Origin of the sequence: Lacticaseibacillus hulanensis, from assembly GCF_004010095.1 — a bacterium.
In the GTDB taxonomy this organism is placed as follows: Bacteria; Bacillota; Bacilli; order Lactobacillales; family Lactobacillaceae; genus Lacticaseibacillus; species Lacticaseibacillus hulanensis.
On record NZ_RRYD01000030.1, the window covers coordinates 25,522 to 40,925 of the forward strand.

Below are 15,404 nucleotides of genomic sequence, written 5' to 3' on the forward strand. Positions count from 1 at the left end.
GCAATAAGAAAGCACGAGGTAACGCTGATGACGATTGAATTGCGCGCTTTAAACTTGGAGGATGCAAAGGCTGAATATTGCTTCTTTCAAACTATGCCGGCTGAAAACGGCTTTGAGGTGCCATACCAGACCATGACTTTTCAGGATTTTGTCGCCACCGCCATTCCGGAACGTCTGCTCAGTGCGCAGGGGTTGGGTCCAGCAATCGGCCGCGTGCCGGACACCTATTTCTTCCTGTGGGACGACAATCAGCTGGTTGGCCTGTTTAAGGTCCGCCACCACCTGAATAATCGCCTGCGCCAGCATGCCGGACACATCGGTTACGGCATCTTGCCGCAATTTCGGGGCCACGGCTATGGTACGCGCGGATTGGCACTGGCAATCAAGTCCTGCGCTCACTTGATGCCCGCATCAGAGCCCGATATTTTCCTTTCGTGTGCTCGCACCAATCGTGCCTCGTTGCAGGTGATGCTCAGTAACGGTGGTCGCGTTGTGGACTGTGATGATCAGGAAAACTATGTGCGCATTTCTAAGCCACACGTCTGAGTACGCAGCGGGTCACATTTACCGTGCCAGCACGTGAAACACCACTACACAAGCGCAAAGGCGCCGCCTCCTTATTTTAGGGAGACGGCGCCTTTTGTCTATAATTCACTCAGTTCACACGTAAGCTGCCACTATTTAGGCCACCTAGATATCCAGCACCACCATGTTGAACTGTGAATCTTTAACCAGTCCGTGGTAAATGGTGTTGAGAATTTTGGCCGCCTTAGTGACCTTAAGTTCCTGCAACAACGTCAACGTGTCGCGGCACTGCGCTAATCCGGTCCGGTTATCGCCAAAGCGGACCGCGAACCACCCATGGTAAAAGTTTGTGGCGATTGCCTGACTGGCATTGCGCTCGTCGTAGCCGTCTATTTCAATCAGGATATCTCGGGCAAGTTCGCGGGCGTTGTTTGCGAGCGCCGAGGTGAAATCTGCGGTCAGTAAGGCAAAAGCCATATCGGCAAATAGCGGGTCCTTGACGCTGCGTTTGAGTTTGCGCATCCCCAAGCGAAGCAGCCGGATATTATCTTCAGGGGAGATACTGATGATAAATAATTCGAACAAATATATTTCGTAGGAGTTCCACGTGTCGACCTGTTGCAAGTAGCGCACGATTGGTCGACTGATGGTTAGGGTTTCGGCGCGCGGCTGCCAATCCTCCTTTGAAACCAGCGCCATTTGCTGGAAGAAGAGGTAGATGAAGTGATTACTGCGGGTGGGGGCGCTGCGATACTGCCGCTCTGCCTCGTGCAATTTAGCGACGATTTGGTCGTGGTGGCCAGAATTGATGATGGGAAATAGCAGGTATTGGCGTAAGTAAGGCAACCGAGCGGCCTCGTACATAATGCCACTAACATCGTCATCCTTTTTTGGCCGCACAACCTGCACCCGATTTTCCGCCAAGAATTCCTCAGTCGAAATATTAATCGCCGTCAGCATGCTCTGCATCTTGGTGAAGCTAACGTCGGATTTACCCCGTTCGAAACGCGAGATGAACGAACTGGTGATGCCAGTTTGTGCCTCGATATCCTTGAGCGTAATCATTTTACTGATGCGGATGCTGCGAAATGTTTCCCCGTAAGACGTCATCAAAAGTCCCCCCACAGTTTAATTGTCATATATGACAATTTTCTGCTAGTGCTCCCTGCTTGTCAAATATGATGAGGGCAACAAGTTGAGTAGTTGCATGAATACAATCAGGGGGCTTTACAATGCATATTTTTCTTACCAACCGCCAATTTCGGGCGCTGGCCACGTCATCGTTTCTGAGTCGCATCGGGTCGGTACTGTTTAACTTTGTCTTTCTTATTTACGCTCAAGGTTTGCCTTACGCCACCCAAGCACTGTCACTAGTTGCGATTGCTAACATGGTGCCGAATTTCTTTATGATTGCTAATGGCTACCTCGCGGACCGCACGCGGGCGACCAAACGGATGCCTGCACTGCTCGGTTTGCGGGCCGTGCAGGGGCTGCTTTACGTTGCCCTGGCAATTATTATTGGTCACAGCGCAACCCGCATCGTTTTCTGGGGGCTACTCCTAATCAACATTGCCTCCGACCTAATTGCGGATTACACTGGCGGGTTAGTTCTCCACTACGAGCAACATTTCCTGCACGACCGTGATGAATACCAAACAGCGATGGGGTTCACCACGGGTGTGGGCAGCATTATCAGTATTGTGTTCCAAGCACTCGGGGCTAGTCTGATTGTGCTATTAAACCACAACTACGCCTTATTTGGGCTCATCAACGCGGCCAGTTTCGTTTTGGCTGCGGGGGTCCTCATGCGTGACCGGCGCCAATTCGTTGCCGCGGATGAGGCGGAAGTCGCTGCTCAGGTAAGTGAAATTGCGGCGGAACCACAGACACCCCAAAAGAAATCAGCCGTTAGTGGCATTTTAGCATCGCTAAAGCTGGTGGCCGCTGATCACGTAATTTTCACGATGATGCTCCTCGCACTGGGGGTGAACACGCTGGGCACAGCCATTGACGGGCTGACCAACGTGCTGCTGGCCAGCCAGCGGGTATTCTGGTTCGGCAACTTTGGGACCACAGTTGCGGTCATCAGCATTGCGTCGTCGGTGGCGATGATTACGGGGGCTCTGTTCATGCACGATGGGCTGCAGCATTTTTCCCTCGCAACGCTAACGGTGATGACGATGGTCGGCCTGACCCTGTTTGCCTGCAACATGTTTTGGTGGCGGAACCGGTATCTAATGATCATCTTCATGTTCCTGGCAACCTACCCAATCGGCAAAATTAATCCGCGGCTATCCAGTGAAATCATGATCCGGGTTTCGCCAGCACATTTGGCAGCAACCGCCAGCGTGCTGCAAACCTGCATCATGCTCGGTGCGCCAATTGGGACCGCGATTTTCCTGGGAATCGCGAACGCGGTGAGCCCCACAATCGCGTGGGCTGCTTACGCGGGAACAGCGGCAATTCTGTCCGTCTTCGCCCTAATTGTGGCGCTGCGGGAACACAAGGCGAACGCTCGGGCTGCGGAGTTAAAACCAACTGATTAGACGCCAAGCAATTTCTACCGGCGAATAGTTGGGCAAACTAACAAACTTACTATTCCTAACCACAACGGCATGCGGTACACTGACAGCAAATAACGGAGGTGGGCAGTCATGGACATTCGACCACTGCGCGACAACGACGGGCCGGCGTTCGCGCAATACCGGCGGGACTTTCTCACAAATGATCAGAATAACCCGTACAGCGCGGGAATTAGGCAGCGGCTTGCGGGGGAAACAGACTTTGCGGCCACGCTGGCCCGGACGCTGGCGAACCTGACGCCGGATGCGGAGTGGCGCGTCCCACAGATTGATTACTACCTTTTCGACGATGCGGGTGCAATCGTCGGCGTCACCAGCTGCCGGCTGGGTATGAACCCGCAGCTTGCCGATTCCGGCGGGCACATTGGTTACGCGGTGGCGCCGAGTGCGCGGGGCCGTGGGTACGCCAAGTTGTTGCTGCAATACGCGCTTAATCTGTTCCGCCGCCGCGGTGAACCGTTTGTCATCGTCTCGGCGTACTCGGGTAACGCGGCCAGCCGGCACGTCATCGAGCAAGCGGGTGGGCAGCTACACAAGCGTGTCATCGACGTCACGGGCGCGGAATTGTGTATTTACCACATTGACCTGGCGCGGTAGTGAAATGTGCAGTAGCTGTTCGGCGGCGGCGTGAAAAATGCTGTGTACGATACGCAATCCGCTTGGCTAGTTTAAGGGTAAACGCGGCGTGCGGCCGACCGGCAGGGTCAGCTGTCCGCCGCGTTTGTTAGTTTCCGGGAGCAATCGGGTGCGCGGCTTCTTGCGTCTGGTCATTGTGTGCTTGGTGTCTGCGTGGTATTGTGCAGTCATTAACAGGAGGAGTCCACAAGAATAATTGTGGGCAAGTAGAAAATGATACGTTACTTATTCAAGCATCCGTGGCGGCTAGCGTTCACCGCGGGCATCAGTGTGGTCGCGGCCGGTGTGCTCGTGGCTTACTCGTATGTGTTGCAACTCATCACCGACATTGCCACCGGCGCCAGTCACCTGAGCTTTGTGGTTGCGGTGCCGGCCGTCATCGTCTACCTCATCGTGCAGGCCCTGACGGATGGCGCGGCCAGCTACATGCAGGAATCACTGCCGGCGCGAATCGGGCGGCAGCTGCGGGGTGAGCTGTTTGCACGCTACAATCGGCTGCGGCCAATGCACTTTTACGAAAAGCAGGTCGGTCAATACGTGGCTCAGCTGACGAAGCAGGTTGACGTGGTTACCGCCAGTTATTTCCACGTTATTTTGCGCGCGATTTACCTGGTCAGCCTGCTGGTACTGGCGGTGTTGGGCACGTTCCTGATTAACCCGGTCATTACCGTGGGCGTGGCGCTGCTGAGTGTGCCGGCGCTCATCTTCCCCTTCCTCGTCAAGAAGTGGCTGGAGGGGGCCAAGACGGCGGTGGTGACGACGGTGGAGCGCTACACCAGCACGGTCACCGATATTTTGTCTGGCTTCACGACCATCCAGTACGCGCTGACCGTTCCCCCGTTTGCCCGCAAGCATGACCACGCCAGTCACGCGGTGCAGGCGGCAACGGTGCGGGATCAGCGCGTGCAAAAAATCACCAGTGGCGTGTCCGACTTTCTCGGCGACGTGATGTACCTTGGTGCGTGGTTGCTCGGGGCCTACTTTGTGCGGCGCGGGGCAATTACGTTGGGACAGCTCGTGGCGTTTTCACAGCTGGCGAGTCTGTTCAACTGGCCAATGGCACTGCTGACGGAGCTGCTGGCGGAATTCTATGGCGGACGGAAGCAGGCGCGTGAATTGGCGGCGGTGCTCGCGGCCCCGGATGATGGTGAACTGATCAGTCGCGCCGAAGCAACGCCCGAAATGACGGAAAACGCGCCATTGCTTGAGTTAACCAACGTGAGTTACGCGGCCGAGGGCAAACCGGTGCTAGCTGACGTCAACTTGCGGTTTGATCTGGACAAAAGGTACCTGGTGGTGGGCGCCAGCGGGAGTGGTAAAACCACGCTCATGCGACTGCTACTGGGGGATCTAACGCCGACAAGCGGGACGGCGCGGCTTTTCGGACACCCGCTGGCGGATTATAATCGCGGCGTGGTTTACGGCACGCTGGGGATGCTCACGCAGAAGGCTGATATTTTTGCCGGCACGGTGCGCGAGAACGTGACGCTCTTTAGCGATTCGCCGACGGATGCGGCGGTGGTGGCGGCTTTGCAGCGGGCCGGGCTGACAAACTGGCTTGACCAGCACAGTTTGACCACCCGAATCAGTGCGGAAACGCCCCTGCTGTCGGGTGGTGAAAAGCAGCGACTGGCACTGGCCCGCCTGTTTTTGCGGGATTACCGGTTCATGATTTTTGATGAGCTGACGACCGGACTTGATCCCCACATCGCCGCCAAGTTGCAGGCCGACCTGTTCAACGTGGCGGGCGGATTTATTCTCATCACGCACCAGTACGACGCGGCCACCTTCGCTAAGGCGGATGAAATCATCGTGTTAGCTGGCGGTAAGGTGGTGGCGCGGGGCAAACAGGGTGCACCGGAAGTTGCCCGCGCGCTGAGTACGTTGCAATTAACGCATTAAATTTTGGACTAAAAAGGCACAGCTCGGCGGGAAAACGAAATATTTCCCGTGAAGCTGTGCCTTTTAATTGCGGGGCTTACTCATGAAGTAGTAGGCAACCAGCACGATTGCCAGGACTAAGATTGCGAGCAGCCCCTTACCCGTACCGTACTGAAAGCTGCGAATAATCAGCGACAAAGGAATGAGTGCGAGCAATATGATGACGACTAGGAGCACACGTTTTAGATTTTTCGGTTCCATACTGGGTACCTCCGCTGTGATTAATGGTAATGTTACACCAAATTCGATTGTGAAGCCGCATACATGGTAAAATATGAAGTGACACCGGCAGGAAGTTGACTGCAAAGAAGTCTGAGTGCGACTAGCCCGCTTTGGTAGCCGCAGCGCAGAAGCGCACAGGAAAGGTGAGGGCACAGCGATGTTGAAAATTGGCGTGATGGGTTTGGGCAACATTGCCCAAAAGGCGTACTTGCCAACGATGGCGGGGATGCAGGACGAATGCGAGTGGCATTTGACCACCCGCAATCAGGAGAAGGGCGCGGCACTAGCGCAGAAGTACGGGTTTACGCACGTGCACCAAACTCTGGATGAACTGCTCGCGGTGCACCCGGATGCGGTGTTCGTGCACACGCCGACCAGCACGCACGCTGACATCATCGAACGGCTGCTGAGCGCGGGCGTGAACGTCTACGTGGACAAGCCCGTGGCCACCAATGTTGCGGTGGTGCAAAAGCTCTATGCACTGGCGGCGGAAAAGGGCCTGCTGCTGACGGCCGGGTTTAACCGGCGTTTTGCCCCGAACAATTTGGCCCTCAAAGATGTAGCCGGTAAGCAGATGATTGTGGCGGAAAAAACGCGGACGCACACGCTGCAGGACGCCGAGTTTGCCGTTTGGGACCTGATGATTCATTCCATCGACACGGCGCTGTGGCTGATGGATGAACCGGTGACTGCAAGAAGCGGTCGGCTGGTGCGGGATGCGGCCGGCAACCTGCTGCAGGGTTACCTGACCGTGCAGAGCGAGCACAGCCAGGTGCAGGTCATCACCAACATGGATGCAAACGCCAACCTAGAACAGGTGACGGTTCAGGGCGCGGCGGCGCGGCTCACGAGCGGGGATTTGCTCCAGCTGACTGCTTCGACCACGGCTGGTACCACCATCACTCACCGCCCCGACTGGGAACCAGTCCTCGAAACGCGCGGGTTCGCTGCAATCACGCGTGCCTTCCTAACCGCCGTTGCGCAAGGCGGACCCAACCCCGTGAGCCCCGAATCCGCAATTGCGAGTCACCAGGCGTGCGCGGACTTGCTGCGGGCGGAGTAAATAATAGTTAAAACCGAATTCCGTGCAGAGATGTGCGGAATTTTTTAATTAGAGGCGGCATTGGTGGTTATTTTGCGAAATCTCTCCACAGAGGAGCACGTGAGCTCCGCGGTAAGGTGATACGAAAGTCAGTTGGTCGGCAACGGTCAACGGGCACCAGACATTAGGGGGATGAAACTGATGATTAACCAAGTCGTACTGATTGGGCGTTTGACGAAAGACCCGGAACTGAAACAGACGCAGGCGGGTATTAATTATGCGTGGTTTTCGCTGGCGGTTGACCGTCCGCGCAGCAGCCATAGCGTGGAAGACAAGGCGGATTTTATTGATTGCGTAATCTGGCGGGAGCACGCGGTGGCGTTTTGCAAGTACGTACAGAAAGGCAGACTTATTGCGATTACCGGTCAGGTTCGCACTGGCAAGTACGATGATGCCAAGGGCCAGCGCGTATACCGCACAAATGTTGAGGTTAACAGTTTTCAATTTCTGGATTCGCGCAAACCAGCAACGATGCCACAAACCACGGACCCGTTTGCCAGCGAGACGGCACCGGCCGCTATGGCTGAGGACGACTTACCGTTCTAACTTGCCATGTTTTTGCGCCTAAAAGGTTTTCATTTGGAAAATAGTTGTGTAAGGCGGACATCCGCCGTTGTTGTTGTCGTCAAGTTATGGTAAACTTCTATTCTGTGAGTATCTGGCCCTAAGTGGCCCTGTGCTTGCCCCTTGTCCCCGCTACGAGCGGGGACCAAAGACCATAAGGAGGTGAAACGTCAAATGGCTGAAACTAAGTACGAAATTACCTACATCATCCGTCCTGACATGGACGAAGCTGGTAAAACTGCACTTGTTGAACGTTTTGACAACATTCTGAAGGAAAACGGTGCTAACATCATCGATTCCAAAGACTGGCAGAAGCGTAAGTTCGCATACCAGATTAGTAAGTACACTGAAGGTATTTACCACGTTGTGAACGTAACGGCATCCGACGACAAGGCAATCAATGAATTCGATCGTCTTGCAAAGATCAGCGCTGACATTCTGCGTCAGATGATTATTAAGCGTGAAGACTAGTCGAGTCTGAACCCGATTAGCTTCAAAACTAAGGGGGACGAAGGAATGATTAATCAAGTTGCATTGACTGGACGCCTGACTCGCGACGTTGACCTGCGTTACACGCAGGGCGGCACCGCAGTGGCATCCTTCACATTGGCTGTTGACCGTAATTTCACGAACGCCCAGGGCGAACGTGAATCTGACTTCATCAATTGTGTAATTTGGCGGAAGAGTGCCGAGAACTTCTCGAACTTCACGCGTAAAGGATCACTGGTTGGTGTCCAGGGCCGCTTACAAGCGCGCTCCTACGACAACGCCCAGGGTCAGCGCGTGTTCGTTACCGAGGTAGTGGTCGACAACTTCGCACTGCTGGAAAGTCGCGCAACAACCGAAGCACGCCCACGTGGCAATAGCGACGGTGGTAACAATTCCTTCAACAACAACCAGGGCAGTTCTTACCAGAATCGTCCTCAAGGTGGGTCAAAGCCGGCCGCCCCTGCCGGCTCCGGGAATCAGGGTAGTCAGAACACCGGAAGTGCTAAACCTTCCGATCCGTTCAACAACCCAGATCCGTTTGCCAACTCTGGCAAGCAGATTGACATTTCGGATGATGACTTACCATTCTAAACTAAGAATGTAAGGAGGATTTCTCAATGGCACAACAGCGTCGTGGAGGCCGTCGTCGTCGTAAAGTCGACTTCATTGCCGCAAACCACATCGAATACATTGACTACAAGGATACCGATCTTCTTTCCCGCTTCGTTTCTGAACGCGGTAAGATCCTTCCTCGTCGTGTTACTGGTACCTCTGCTAAGAACCAGCGCAAGCTCACGGTTGCTATCAAGCGTAGCCGCATCATGGGTCTGCTGCCTTTCGTAGCTGAAGACTAATAACCACCAAAAACTCCCCGTTTGCCTTTGGCGCAAGCGGGGAGTTTTTTTGCCCGCAGCTATTTACGCTTACGCTATAGCATTTGCCCAGCGGGGGGGTAAAATGTAAAGTAAATTCTATCGTGGTTAGGAGGATGGTCGCATGCGCGCACAGCTGGCTTTAGAACTCAAAAAGCAGCCTCGCTGGTTAAGCATCATGTTATTTGTGTTGCTGCTGGGCGTTCTTGCCTTCCCCTTGCGCCGAGAACTTGCTGATTTTAACTACATTCAGTTTAGTGATGGAACCTCGATGCCGAGTGTGCCCAGAAAAGTAACCACAAAGGACGCCGTTAAGCGCGCGCTGGTGGTGGATGCCAAGACGAACCTGGCGACCGTTCAGGAGGCGGGGGCCAATGAAAAGGCGGTAGCTGACTTGCTAACGGTGGTCCTGCCCGCTCTGGAACGCGGTGACAACGCGGCGGTGAATGCGGCCATTAAGCAGGCCGGCGAAACCAATCCGCATGTGTTCGCTTTTCCGGTGAGTGTGTGGCTGGCGGCGGCACCGTTTGTGACGGCGGGTAACGAGGACAACAACATTAAGGCCATATTTACCGCGATGGATAGGTATGCGCCCGACCGGTCCGCGGTTGTTGACGAGCACAGCGCGGCACTCAACCTAGTAGCGTACTTATTTAATGGGCTCAGTGAACAGGACCGGCGGCAGAATCCGCCACTGGTGCCGATGGTTTTGTTGGCGCTGGCGTTGATATTTATGGCGCTTAGCTTCACCCGCGATGGTCAGCACCATAATGATAATTTTGAACGGCTGGTACCGCTGGCGCAAAACCGCGTGATGATGATGAAAATGGCGGCGGCACTAATCACACTGAACCTGATTGCCATTTTTGCGTTTGTCGTGGTTATCGGGTTTATTACCATTTTGCCCGGACATGAGCTGGGGACGCTGCGTTTTCCCCTGGTTTATTACCAGCAAACGCAATACTTAGTGGTGCCACTGGGACTGTTCTTCGCCCGGGTGTTGCTATTTTTCAACCTGTGGCTGGTGCTACTGGCCGCGGGCGCATTTTGCTTCAGCCGCTTGAGCAATAATCCGCTGGTTGTCATCTTACTGCTGGGCGTTCTGGCCTTCGCCCGCACGCTGCACCTAGACGCCTGGGTACCAGTCACGCGGCAGTGGCTTTTGCCAACCAGCTACGTGAACTTGCCGGCGCTGTTTAACCGCATGAATGTGTTTGCAGACACGAACCTAGTGCAGGGCGCCCTGGTGCTCACGGCCTGGGCCGGATTGTTCTGGATTCTGGCACTGGTGATTGATCAAGTTAAGCGGCGGGTGCTCGCTGACCGCGGCCGCCGCACCGAGACACGTTAATTACGCAAAAAAATCCCCGCACCGGTGCTGGCGTGGGGATTTTTTGTGTGGTTTGGTTGTTAGTGAAAATGAGGTATGGCTTGCGGGCAACCCTAGCTGGCCTTGCGCATCTTGGTTTGCAGCAGCTGCTGCATCACCTGCAACACGCCGAACTCGTCGTTGGTGCCAGTTTGGAACTCGGCCGAGGCGAGAATTGCGGGGTCAGCGTTGGCCACCGTGTAACCATAGCCAACGGTGGCCAGCATTTCCGCGTCGTTATCAGCATTACCAAAGGCCATCATGTTGGTCGGATCGACGCCCAGGTGCTGGCCGAGTAACTTGAGGGCGGAACCTTTGTTGACACCGGCGTTCATCAGGTCAATCCAGCACTCGCCACTAACGGTAACGGCGTAATCAACGGCGAAGCGGCCGCGCACGGCGGCGATATTTGCCACGCTATCACCATTAGGGAAATATGCCGAAATTTTGTCGGCCGGAACCGGCAGTTGGGTCAGGCTGGTAACGATGCGCAGCTTGCTGAAGAACTTGCTGAGTTCGGGAATGTACTGACGGTGTTCCATTCCGATGTAGGCCGCATCGATGCCACAAACGACGGGGACGGCGCCAAGTTGCTTGCTGATGAAGCCACACATCAGGCGCTGGGCACTGGTATCAATCATGCTTTGGTTGATGATGTGGCCGTCGCTGTACACCAGTCCGCCGTTGTCGCAGATGAAGCTCATCCCGTAGTGCGGAAACATTTCGCGCAACGTGTGCAGTGACCGCCCGCTAGCGATGGTGACGTGAACGCCAGCCAGTCGCAGCAGGTGCACGTAAGCGCCGAAGTCAGCGGGTACTTGGCCCAAGCTGTTCAGCAGGGTTGCGTCCATGTCCGTTGCCAATAATTCGATGTTGTTCATCTGCAAGTCCTCCCGTTAGTGTGTGATGCGTGCCCGTTATTACGATACCCATTTCTATACTCATCACTATAACTTGTTAATTCGAGCGTAAATGTCATAATAGTACTTAGAAATTATCAAATCGTCCAAAACAAGATTTTAGCCCACGTTGGAGGCAAATAATGACGCAGACACCGCAAAATTCAGATTTGTCCATGGCAATCAAATATAATGTTGGTCAAACGCAGGTCGCGTTATCGGTGGCCGACATGTATCAGCGCGGTTATCGGGAGACGCCGCACTGGCACGATGATTGGGAATTCTTCGCGCCGATTGTGGGCGGGCTACACGTGTTTGTTAACGGCCGGGACTACCCGGTGGCGGAGGGCACGGGCCTGCTCGTTAACAGCGACCGCCTGCACTATGCGTTCACGGCCAGGCGCACGGACTGCCGGTTTGTTGACCTGGCGCTTAATCCAGACATGCTTGGTCAGCTAAAGGGCACGGACATTAGCCAGTTGCGCAGGAAGATGTCGCTGGCGGCGCCGGATGTGGTGGAACTCACGACAACGACGCCGTGGCAAGCCACGATTCTGGACCGCCTGCACCTGCTGGGGAACGCGTACCGGTTTGGGGGGAGTGATCCGCTCACGGTGGCGACGGAGGCCCTCGCCATCTGCACGCGGGTATTGCCGCGAATTCACGTCGCCGATGAGCCGATGCGGGGACCGATTGCTGGAGAGCAGCGCGCCTTTCAGATGGTAGATTTTATTCAGCAGCACTATTTTGAGCCGCTAACCGCGAGCCAAATTGCGGCGAGTGTGCATATCAGTCGGAGCCAGTGTTTCAATTTGTTTCAGGAGGTTCTGCACACGGGACCGAACGCGTACCTGCAGCAGGTTCGACTTGAGCGGGCCGCCGCCGAACTGCGGACCACGCGCAAGTCAGTGGCCGAGATTGCCCAGGACTGTGGATTTGGCACGGCCAGTCACCTCATTGCGACGTTCAAAGGGGTGATGGGGGTGACGCCGCGTAAGTACCGAGTGGCAAATGGTTGAGGCTGATGGCTGGGCGCAGGGGCGGTTGAAAAATGTGGCGCGCTACGTTTGGTTTAGCGCCACGACTTTTGTGAAACAAAAAGCGCGCGGGGACTGGACAATGGGCAGTTAAAAGCGGATACTATTGACAATTTGAGTATTAAACTCGAAGTGTCGCAATTGAATATTTGAGCAACGCACCGGAGATGGCACCGCCAGCTCCTGGTTGCGCAGCGTAATTAATTTCTAGCAGAGACTGGAGGATTACATTTAATGAACACTCACTATGAGGAAGACTGTGTTGGTCGGCTGGCAATTCCGGATGACGTTTTGTACGGCGTCCACTCGGCGCGCGCCGCGGGCAACTTCCCGTTCGCGCGCAAAACAAGCCCGCTCATCGTCCGCAACTTGGTGCAAATCAAGAAGGCGGCGGCCCTCACAAACCTTGCTGGGGGCACATTGGCACCGGGGAAAGCAAAGGCAATCGTTTCGGCCTGCAATGAGTTACTTTTAGGTCAGCACGCGGAGGCGTTCATCGTACCCGCCATTCAGGGGGGCGCGGGGACATCCAGCAACATGAACGTGAATGAGGTGATTGCCCACCTCGCAACGCGCAACGCGGGGATTGCTATTCACCCCAATGATGATGTGAACCAGGGCCAATCGACCAACGATACGTACCCAACGGCGGGGAAGATGGCACTACTGGAGCTGCTTGAGCAACTGCTCGAGGCGGTGACGCTGCTGAGCCAGACGTTAATGGACAAAGCGGGCGAATATCGGGATGCCATCCGGGTCGGGCGGACCCAGCTGCAGGATGCGGTGCCCACCACGTTTGGCCGCAGCTTTCACGCTTACGGCAACATGTTCCAGCGTGACTTGCGGCGGTTGCGTGCGGCTGGTGATGCGCTAAGGGACGTGCCGCTGGGCGGAACGGCAATTGGTACGGGGCTGAATGCAAGTCCTTACTACCGCAGCCACATCGTGCCCGCGGTTAACGCGCAGACAGGGCTGAACTTGCGGCTCGCGGCGGATCTGAGCGATGCCATTCAGAACACCGACGTCATCGCAGAGTTTTCTGGGGCGCTCAAGGCACTTGCGGTGAACCTGAATAAGATGTGTAACGATTTGCGCCTGCTTGCCAGCGGTCCCCAGGCGGGATTGGGCGAATTGAATTTGCCGGCGCGTCAGGCTGGTTCGTCAATTATGCCGAACAAGATTAACCCGGTCATCCCGGAAGCGGTCAGCCAGGTTGCGTTTGCGGTGATTGGTAACGACGTGGCGGTGACGATGGCCGCCGAGGCGGGTCAGCTTGAACTAAATGCTTTTGAACCGTTAATGTTTGCGAAGTTAATCGATAATGAAGAAGACATGACGGCTGCCATCAAGATGCTCGTCGACAAATGCCTGCGCAATCTGACGGTTAACGTTGATTTGTGCCGTGGCGAGGTGGAACAATCCGCGGTTGCGGCCACGGTACTGGCGCCGCTGCTTGGTTACGTGGAGACAACGAAGCTTATTAAAGAGGCCATCGCGACCAAGCAATCTGTGCGCACGCTGTTGCTCGATAGAAAACTACTGCCCGAAGCCACGGTCACCGAGCTGTTCAGCGCCGATGTGTTAACGGGCCGGGCGCAGGTGACTGTGCCAGCGCAGGCGGCCGGACGCTAGCAAGTAGGAAGGATTACTGCTACCAGTTGGCTTAGCGTGTAACTTGACGGTGAGTTGGGCAGCGGTGACAAACTTTTATGATTAATTAAACATTGCCGCCAATTTTTATTTTTCAGCGTGCATGCAGTGATTATCGTTACAGAAAAGGACAGGCGCCGTGCCTGTCCTTTTTTGTGAATTATTTAGTTTAAAATAGAGAAGCCGTAGTTAGCGATGTGCTGCTTGAGTAGTTCCAAATAGCGTTCCGCGGTGCTGCTCATTTCGATTTTTTTGTGGTGCAGGTAGCCAAGCGTCATTGAGTCGTCGACGTCGAGGGGGATGGCCACGATTTTTTCGTCATTCAAATCACTGCTGATGATACCGGAACTGATCGTGTAGCCATCGAGCCCAACCATTAAGTTAAAAATCGTGGCGCGGTCACTAATCTGGATGTGCTTTTTCCGCCGCAGGGTGCTGAGAATTTCTTCGGAGAAATAAAAGGAGTTTGTGTCACCCTGTTCATAGGATAGGTAGGGGTAATCTTCAAGGTCGGCAAGTGTGAGGCGCTTTTTCTGGGTTAATGGGTTGTCGCGCCCAACAAAGACGTGGGGCTTAGCCGTGAACAGCGGCACGAAGGCCAGGTCTTTTTCGGTAATCAGGCGGCGCATCACGGTTTCGTTGAATTTGTTCAGGTAGATTACGCCAATTTCACTTTTAAAGGTCTGAATGTCGTCGAGGACGCTTTGGGTTTGGGTTTCGCGCAGGGTGAATTGATATTCGTCACCGCCGATTTCCTTTACCAGTTCCACGAAGGCGTTAACGACAAAGGCGTAGTGCTGCGCAGAGACGCTAAAAATTTGTTTGCGCACGGTATCCTGGCCGAAGTGCTCATTCAGGAGATTCACCTGATCGAGCACACCGCGCGAGTAGTTAATGAACTCGCGGCCAGCGTCGGTGAGCGTGATGCCGACCTTGCTTCGGTAGAAGAGCTGGATGCCGTACTCACGCTCTAATTCCTTCATGGCCTGGGAAAGGGAGGGCTGACTGATAAATAATTGCTTGGCCGCCTCGTTAATCGAACCAGTTTCGGCGATCTTTTCCAGATATTGTAATTGCTGAATACGCATGGTTGCCTCCGAGTGATATAGTTTGTGCCTATTATAGCACCGAGTAATTGCGAGGCGTCTATGCAAAATTGCTGTGGCGGGTGGTTGGTCCGAAAAAAGCGTCGTTAGTTCTCCGTATTTTTACGAGCGACAAAATTTGCCCTTATATAATGAAAGGCAACATTTTGTTTGCTGTGCAAACGGGCGCTTACTTGTTCGTTTACAAACAAAGTGTGGCGAAATTTGCAGAAAACCTTTGACACACTCATTGCTGGCTGGTACTATATTTAAGTTGCCTGATGCGGAAACGCAACGGCAACAGCTTCACAGCAACCCAAATCAATCATCGCGATTGAAAAAAGTTGTTGACAGCAAGTTATCATCGTTGTATGATAATAAAGTTGTCGCGAGGCAATGAATTAAAAAGTGGTTCCTTGAAAACTGAACAA

At 54.5% G+C, this 15,404-nt stretch carries 16 protein-coding genes; 12 read left to right on the forward strand and 4 right to left on the reverse strand.

The annotated features are described in order from the left end of the window. Positions 1-27: 27 nt before the first annotated feature. Positions 28-546 carry a GNAT family N-acetyltransferase gene (locus tag EKN00_RS08325; RefSeq protein WP_127849669.1) on the forward strand — a complete coding sequence of 173 codons (519 nt, stop codon included), beginning with the start codon at positions 28-30 and terminating at the stop codon, positions 544-546. Positions 547-690: 144 nt separating this feature from the next. On the opposite strand, the gene EKN00_RS08330 is transcribed toward EKN00_RS08325, so the two are convergent. Further along, complete coding sequence (locus EKN00_RS08330) at positions 691-1,635, reverse strand: Rgg/GadR/MutR family transcriptional regulator (RefSeq protein WP_127849670.1); 945 nt, start codon at positions 1,633-1,635, stop codon at positions 691-693. A 122-nt stretch (positions 1,636-1,757) separates the two neighbouring features. Between EKN00_RS08330 and EKN00_RS08335 the strand changes: the two genes are divergently transcribed. The 3 genes from EKN00_RS08335 (at position 1,758) to EKN00_RS08345 (ending at position 5,645) form a co-directional block, all read left to right on the forward strand. Beyond that, complete coding sequence (locus EKN00_RS08335; protein WP_127849671.1) at positions 1,758-3,071, forward strand: MFS transporter; 1,314 nt, start codon at positions 1,758-1,760, stop codon at positions 3,069-3,071. A 108-nt stretch (positions 3,072-3,179) separates the two neighbouring features. Continuing rightward, the gene (locus EKN00_RS08340) at positions 3,180-3,704 is read left to right on the forward strand and encodes a GNAT family N-acetyltransferase (RefSeq protein WP_127849672.1); all 525 of its coding nucleotides are present in this window, start codon (positions 3,180-3,182) and stop codon (positions 3,702-3,704) included. 252 nt (positions 3,705-3,956) lie between these two features. Beyond that, a complete protein-coding gene (locus EKN00_RS08345; RefSeq protein WP_127849673.1) occupies positions 3,957-5,645 on the forward strand; it encodes an ABC transporter ATP-binding protein in 1,689 nt (562 codons plus the stop codon). Positions 5,646-5,708: 63 nt separating this feature from the next. Here EKN00_RS08345 and EKN00_RS10865 read toward each other — a convergent pair whose 3' ends face one another. After that, positions 5,709-5,885, reverse strand: coding sequence for a hypothetical protein (locus EKN00_RS10865; RefSeq protein WP_164848078.1), 177 nt, complete (start codon positions 5,883-5,885; stop codon positions 5,709-5,711). A 178-nt stretch (positions 5,886-6,063) separates the two neighbouring features. On the opposite strand from EKN00_RS10865, the gene EKN00_RS08350 reads away from it, so the two are divergent. The 6 genes from EKN00_RS08350 to EKN00_RS08375 all read left to right on the forward strand — a co-directional run bounded on the left by EKN00_RS08350 (position 6,064) and on the right by EKN00_RS08375 (position 10,284). Next, the gene (locus EKN00_RS08350) at positions 6,064-6,969 is read left to right on the forward strand and encodes a Gfo/Idh/MocA family protein (protein WP_127849674.1); all 906 of its coding nucleotides are present in this window, start codon (positions 6,064-6,066) and stop codon (positions 6,967-6,969) included. Between the two features lie 180 nt (positions 6,970-7,149). Further along, on the forward strand, positions 7,150-7,554 hold the full coding sequence (locus EKN00_RS08355; protein ID WP_164848079.1) for a single-stranded DNA-binding protein: 405 nt from the start codon (positions 7,150-7,152) through the stop codon (positions 7,552-7,554). A gap of 192 nt (positions 7,555-7,746) precedes the next feature. Beyond that, entirely contained in the window at positions 7,747-8,043 is a 297-nt protein-coding gene (rpsF, locus tag EKN00_RS08360; RefSeq protein ID WP_127849676.1) for a 30S ribosomal protein S6, read from the forward strand. Between the two features lie 45 nt (positions 8,044-8,088). Beyond that, positions 8,089-8,652, forward strand: coding sequence for a single-stranded DNA-binding protein (gene ssb / locus EKN00_RS08365; RefSeq protein WP_127849677.1), 564 nt, complete (start codon positions 8,089-8,091; stop codon positions 8,650-8,652). Positions 8,653-8,678: 26 nt separating this feature from the next. Then, positions 8,679-8,915 (forward strand): 30S ribosomal protein S18, encoded by a 237-nt coding sequence (gene rpsR, locus EKN00_RS08370; RefSeq protein ID WP_127849678.1) that lies wholly within the window; start codon positions 8,679-8,681, stop codon positions 8,913-8,915. Positions 8,916-9,057: 142 nt separating this feature from the next. After that, complete coding sequence (locus EKN00_RS08375) at positions 9,058-10,284, forward strand: hypothetical protein (protein WP_127849679.1); 1,227 nt, start codon at positions 9,058-9,060, stop codon at positions 10,282-10,284. A 92-nt stretch (positions 10,285-10,376) separates the two neighbouring features. On the opposite strand, the gene EKN00_RS08380 is transcribed toward EKN00_RS08375, so the two are convergent. Further along, positions 10,377-11,183, reverse strand: a complete 807-nt coding sequence (locus EKN00_RS08380; RefSeq protein ID WP_127849680.1) for an HAD family hydrolase — start codon at positions 11,181-11,183, stop codon at positions 10,377-10,379. A 161-nt stretch (positions 11,184-11,344) separates the two neighbouring features. On the opposite strand from EKN00_RS08380, the gene EKN00_RS08385 reads away from it, so the two are divergent. Then, positions 11,345-12,220 (forward strand): helix-turn-helix transcriptional regulator, encoded by an 876-nt coding sequence (locus EKN00_RS08385; RefSeq protein WP_127849681.1) that lies wholly within the window; start codon positions 11,345-11,347, stop codon positions 12,218-12,220. A gap of 252 nt (positions 12,221-12,472) precedes the next feature. Further along, complete coding sequence (locus EKN00_RS08390) at positions 12,473-13,870, forward strand: aspartate ammonia-lyase (RefSeq protein ID WP_127849682.1); 1,398 nt, start codon at positions 12,473-12,475, stop codon at positions 13,868-13,870. 182 nt (positions 13,871-14,052) lie between these two features. On the opposite strand, the gene EKN00_RS08395 is transcribed toward EKN00_RS08390, so the two are convergent. Further along, entirely contained in the window at positions 14,053-14,976 is a 924-nt protein-coding gene (locus EKN00_RS08395; protein WP_127849683.1) for a LysR family transcriptional regulator, read from the reverse strand. Positions 14,977-15,404: the final 428 nt, after the last annotated feature.

What these genes read in the sequence shown, in the direction of transcription:
- EKN00_RS08325 (WP_127849669.1), top strand. Translation starts at nt 28, where the DNA reads ATGACGATTGAATTGCGCGCTTTAAACTTGGAGGATGCAAAGGCTGAA.
- EKN00_RS08330 (WP_127849670.1), bottom strand. Translation starts at nt 1,635, where the DNA reads ATGACGTCTTACGGGGAAACATTTCGCAGCATCCGCATCAGTAAAATG.
- EKN00_RS08335 (WP_127849671.1), top strand. Translation starts at nt 1,758, where the DNA reads ATGCATATTTTTCTTACCAACCGCCAATTTCGGGCGCTGGCCACGTCA.
- EKN00_RS08340 (WP_127849672.1), top strand. Translation starts at nt 3,180, where the DNA reads ATGGACATTCGACCACTGCGCGACAACGACGGGCCGGCGTTCGCGCAA.
- EKN00_RS08345 (WP_127849673.1), top strand. Translation starts at nt 3,957, where the DNA reads ATGATACGTTACTTATTCAAGCATCCGTGGCGGCTAGCGTTCACCGCG.
- EKN00_RS10865 (WP_164848078.1), bottom strand. Translation starts at nt 5,885, where the DNA reads ATGGAACCGAAAAATCTAAAACGTGTGCTCCTAGTCGTCATCATATTG.
- EKN00_RS08350 (WP_127849674.1), top strand. Translation starts at nt 6,064, where the DNA reads ATGTTGAAAATTGGCGTGATGGGTTTGGGCAACATTGCCCAAAAGGCG.
- EKN00_RS08355 (WP_164848079.1), top strand. Translation starts at nt 7,150, where the DNA reads ATGATTAACCAAGTCGTACTGATTGGGCGTTTGACGAAAGACCCGGAA.
- rpsF (WP_127849676.1), top strand. Translation starts at nt 7,747, where the DNA reads ATGGCTGAAACTAAGTACGAAATTACCTACATCATCCGTCCTGACATG.
- ssb (WP_127849677.1), top strand. Translation starts at nt 8,089, where the DNA reads ATGATTAATCAAGTTGCATTGACTGGACGCCTGACTCGCGACGTTGAC.
- rpsR (WP_127849678.1), top strand. Translation starts at nt 8,679, where the DNA reads ATGGCACAACAGCGTCGTGGAGGCCGTCGTCGTCGTAAAGTCGACTTC.
- EKN00_RS08375 (WP_127849679.1), top strand. Translation starts at nt 9,058, where the DNA reads ATGCGCGCACAGCTGGCTTTAGAACTCAAAAAGCAGCCTCGCTGGTTA.
- EKN00_RS08380 (WP_127849680.1), bottom strand. Translation starts at nt 11,183, where the DNA reads ATGAACAACATCGAATTATTGGCAACGGACATGGACGCAACCCTGCTG.
- EKN00_RS08385 (WP_127849681.1), top strand. Translation starts at nt 11,345, where the DNA reads ATGACGCAGACACCGCAAAATTCAGATTTGTCCATGGCAATCAAATAT.
- EKN00_RS08390 (WP_127849682.1), top strand. Translation starts at nt 12,473, where the DNA reads ATGAACACTCACTATGAGGAAGACTGTGTTGGTCGGCTGGCAATTCCG.
- EKN00_RS08395 (WP_127849683.1), bottom strand. Translation starts at nt 14,976, where the DNA reads ATGCGTATTCAGCAATTACAATATCTGGAAAAGATCGCCGAAACTGGT.